Source organism: Saccharomonospora halophila 8, from assembly GCF_000383775.1.
Taxonomy (GTDB): domain Bacteria; phylum Actinomycetota; class Actinomycetes; order Mycobacteriales; family Pseudonocardiaceae; genus Saccharomonospora; species Saccharomonospora halophila.
In genome coordinates, this window is the sequence record NZ_KB912493.1 from 6,688 (window position 1) to 10,796 (window position 4,109).

3 protein-coding genes are annotated in these 4,109 nt (G+C 69.7%); 1 reads left to right on the plus strand and 2 read right to left on the minus strand.

Translation table 11 applies throughout. From position 1 onward, the window contains the following. Nucleotides 1-67: 67 nt before the first annotated feature. Nucleotides 68-1,537, minus strand: coding sequence for an aldehyde dehydrogenase family protein (locus tag SACHA_RS0103890; RefSeq protein ID WP_019807378.1), 1,470 nt, complete (start codon nt 1,535-1,537; stop codon nt 68-70). A gap of 207 nt (nt 1,538-1,744) precedes the next feature. Between SACHA_RS0103890 and betT the strand changes: the two genes are divergently transcribed. Continuing rightward, nucleotides 1,745-3,844, plus strand: a complete 2,100-nt coding sequence (gene betT / locus SACHA_RS0103895; protein WP_232211802.1) for a choline BCCT transporter BetT — start codon at nt 1,745-1,747, stop codon at nt 3,842-3,844. Nucleotides 3,845-3,853: 9 nt separating this feature from the next. Here betT and SACHA_RS20170 read toward each other — a convergent pair. Further along, on the minus strand, nt 3,854-4,109 hold a 256-nt coding region (locus SACHA_RS20170; RefSeq protein WP_039737892.1), incomplete at its 5' end, for a helix-turn-helix domain-containing protein.

Below are 4,109 nucleotides of genomic sequence, written 5' to 3' on the forward strand. Positions count from 1 at the left end.
GGACACCGCCCGGAGGGCGGCGGGACCGGCGGGTGGGCCGTCAGGGACGGGCGTCCCGGCGGACGCCTCAGCGGGCGAACCAGCGTTGCGGCTCCGGCGCGGTGTTCTCGTAGATGTGCTTCGGCTCCTGGTACTCGGCCAGCCCGGCGTGCCCCAGCTCACGTCCCACCCCGGACCGCTTGAACCCGCCCCACTCCGCCTGCGGCAGGTACGGGCCGAAGTCGTTGATCCACACCGTTCCGTGCCGCAGCCGGCGCGCCACGTATTCGGCGCGCCCGGCGTCGGCCGTCCAGACGGCGGCGGCCAGACCGTAGGTCGTGTCGTTACCGATCCGTACCGCGGTGTCGACGTCGGTGAACCGTTCCACGGTGAGGATGGGGCCGAACGTCTCCTCGCGGACCACCCGCATGTCGCTGGTGCAGTCGTCGAACACGGTCGGCAGGAAGAAGAACCCGTCCCGCAGCGCAGGGTCGTCCGGGCGGCGTCCGCCGGTGAGCAGGCGGGCGCCCTCGTTGATCCCGATCTCCACATAGGACTCGACCTTGTCCCGGTGCTCGTCCGAGACCAGCGGACCACTCTCGGTGTCCGGGTCGAGCCCGTTGCCGAGCCGGATCCGTTCGGCACGCCGCACCAGCTCGTCCACGAACCGGTCGTGCAGGGAGTCCTCGACCACGAGCCGGGTGCCCGCCGAGCACACCTGTCCCGCGTGGAAGAACACCGCGATCAGCGCGTAGTCGATGGCGGCCTCGAAGTCGGCGTCGGCGAAGACGATGTTGGGGTTCTTGCCGCCCAGTTCGAGGGCGACCTTCTTCACCGTCCGCGCGGCCTGGCTCATGATCGCGCTTCCGGTCTCCAGTCCCCCGGTGAACGACACCATGTCGACCTCGGGGCTGTCGACCAGGAAGGAGCCGACCGTGCCGCCGGGGCCGAGGACGAGATTCGCCACGCCGGGGGGCGCCCCGGCCTCCTCGATCAGTTCGGTCAGCTTGATCGTGGTCAACGGTGTGGACTCACTGGGCTTCAACACGAGGGTGTTCCCGGCCGCCAGCGCGGGGGCGACCTTCCAGCACATCTGCAGCAACGGGTAGTTCCACGGCGCGATGAGCGCACACACCCCGAGCGGTTCGTAGATCACCCTGCTGCGCACCGACGGGTCCCCGGCGTCGACGAGCCTGCCCGGGTCCGATTCGGCCTGCGTCGCGTAGTAGCGGAACACCCCGGTGACGTCGTCGACGTCGATCCCGCCCTCGACGAGTGTCTTGCCTGTGTCGAGTGTCTCCAGCCGCGCGATCTCGGCGCGGTCCCGCTGGAGCAGCTCGGCCACCCGGTACAGCAGGGCGGACCGGCGCCGGGCGGGCCAACCCGGCCACTCGCCGTCCTCGAACGCCGCCCGTGCGGCCGCGACGGCGGTCCGGGCGTCGAGAGTGTCGGCCTCGTCCACCTCGCGGACGACGGACCGGTCGTAGGGGTTGATCACCTGCCGGGTCGCGCCCGCGGAGGCGGCCACCCAGCGGCCGTCGATGAACAGAGTGGACATTGCGGCGATCCTTTCGCCGATCGGCGTGGCCAGCGTGATGCCGGGAATCTCGTTACGGTTCTGAACAGACGATAGAGCCTGGTGTCCCCCCGCACAGCGTGAGCGGCCCGCCCGTGCCCCGGCCGGGCGCCCCGGGCGCGGGACGCCGGTACCGACCGGATCGAGGTGAGTTCCGTGACCACCGGTGGTGACCCACACCGTCCCGCCGTGCAAGCCGAACCCGGCCAGGACGAACTCGGCCCGCGGGACCGCAGTGTCAAGCGACTGGTGTTTCTCGGCTCCGGCGTACTGATCGTCGCGTTGTCCGTCTGGGCGATCATCACACCGACCGGGGCCGAGAACGCGATCGGCACGGCGGTGTCCTGGATCTCGTCCGGGCTCGGGTGGTACTACTTCCTGGCCGCCACGCTGTACCTCTTGTTCGTGCTGTTCGTGGCACTGTCCCGGTACGGTCGGGTGAAACTCGGCCCGCAGCACGCCACCCCGGACTACGGGGTGTTCGCCTGGGCGGCGATGTTGTTCGCCGCGGGCATCGGCATCGACCTGATGTTCTTCTCGGTCGCCGGGCCGGTGACGCACTACCTGTCCCCGCCGTCCGGCGACCCCGCCACCCTGGAGGCCGCACGGCAGGCGGTGGTGTGGACGCTGTTCCACTACGGCATCACCGGGTGGGCGATGTACGCGCTGATGGGGATGGTGCTCGGGTACTTCGCGTTCCGGTACCGCCTGCCGCTGGCGATCCGCTCGGCCCTGTACCCGCTGATCGGCAGGCGCATCCACGGACGGGTGGGTGACACCGTCGACCTCGCGGCCATCATCGGCACCATCTTCGGCATCTCGGTGTCCCTGGGAATCGGCGTGGTGCAGCTGAACTACGGCCTGCTGTTCCTGTTCGGCATTCCCGAGGGGGTGGCGGCGCAACTCGGTCTGGTGGGGGTCGCCGTGGTCATGGCGACCGTTTCCGCCGTGGCCGGGGTGGACCGCGGGATCCGCAGGCTGTCCCAGCTCAACGTGATCCTCGCGATCGTGCTGATGCTGTACGTGCTGGTACTCCAGGGTCCCGCCCAGATACTCGAGGCACTGGTGCTGAACATCGGCGACTACGTGAGCCGGTTCCCATCGATGACGTTGAACACCTTCGCCTACGATCAACCGGTCGAGTGGCTGAACAACTGGACGCTGTTCTTCTGGGCATGGTGGATCGCCTGGGCCCCGTTCGTGGGACTGTTCCTGGCGCGGATCTCCCGTGGTCGCACACTCCGGGAGTTCATCGCCGCGACCCTGATCATCCCGTTCCTGTTCACCGCGACCTTCCTGTCGGTGCTGGGCAACAGCGCCCTCGACACGGTGCGCCAGGGCAACCTGCAGTTCGGCCTGACCGCGATGAACAACCCCGAACAGGGCTTCTACGGACTGCTCGACCAGTACCCGGGCGTGGCCTTCAGCGCGGGCCTGGCCACGTTCGTCGGGCTGCTGCTGTACGTGACCTCGGCCGACTCCGGGGCGCTGGTGATGGCGAACCTCAGCTCCCGGCTGCCCACCCCGATCACCGACGCGAAACCGTGGCTGCGCATCTTCTGGGCGCTGGCGACCGGCCTGCTCACCATGGCGATGCTCATCGTGGGCGGCGTGGACGCGCTCACCAGCGCGACCATCATCATGGGACTGCCGTTCTCGTTCGTCATCTTCGCCATCATCTGGGGCCTGTACAAGGCGCTGCGGGTGGAGCGGTTCCGGGACGACGCCCTGCGGACGACGCTCCCCTCGTCACTGTCCGAACGCACCACCGTGCCCCCTCCGGGACACGTGACGGGCTCCTGGCGCAACCGGGTGCGGCGCATGCTCAGCTATCCCGGCAGGCGCACCGCGCACCGGTTCGTCGACGACGTCGCCCGGCCCGCACTGCACGAGGTGGCCGGAGAACTGCGCGAGCAGGGTCTGGACGCCACGGTCACCGAGGAACCCGACGAGCACATCGACCTGCCGCATCTCACGCTGCGCGTCCCGATGGGCCCCGAGCAGGGCTTCAACTACCGGCTGCGGCCACGGGAGAAACAGACGCCCGCGTTCGCCATGCGCTCGGTGGCCGAGACCGACACCTACCTGCGGATGGAGGTGTTCCTGCCGGAGGGAGGGCAGGGCTACGACGTGCTCGGCTACACCCGGGAGCAGCTGATCGCCGATGTGCTCGACCAGTACGAACGCCATCTGGAGTTCCTGCGAATGCACCGCGAGGTCGAACCCGGCCAGGTGCTGCCCGACCACGCCTCCCGGCACAGCGACGCGCCACCCGAGGAGCCCGGGTGACGGTGCGCCTCACCGGACGGCCAGCGCGATGAGCATCGCCAGCCGCTGGTCCGGGTCGTCCAGCCGGAGCGCGGTGACCTCGTTCATCCGGCGCAGCCGGTAGCGCACGGTGTTCGGGTGCACCTCCAGGGTCGTCGCGGCGCGTGCGAGGTCACCCTGCGCCCGCAGCCATGCGGAGAGAGTGGCCACGTACCGGGTGCCGTGGGCCCGGTCGTGCCGGACGAGGTCGGCGACCGGGCCCCGGCGCGGAGTGCGGCCGGACCGG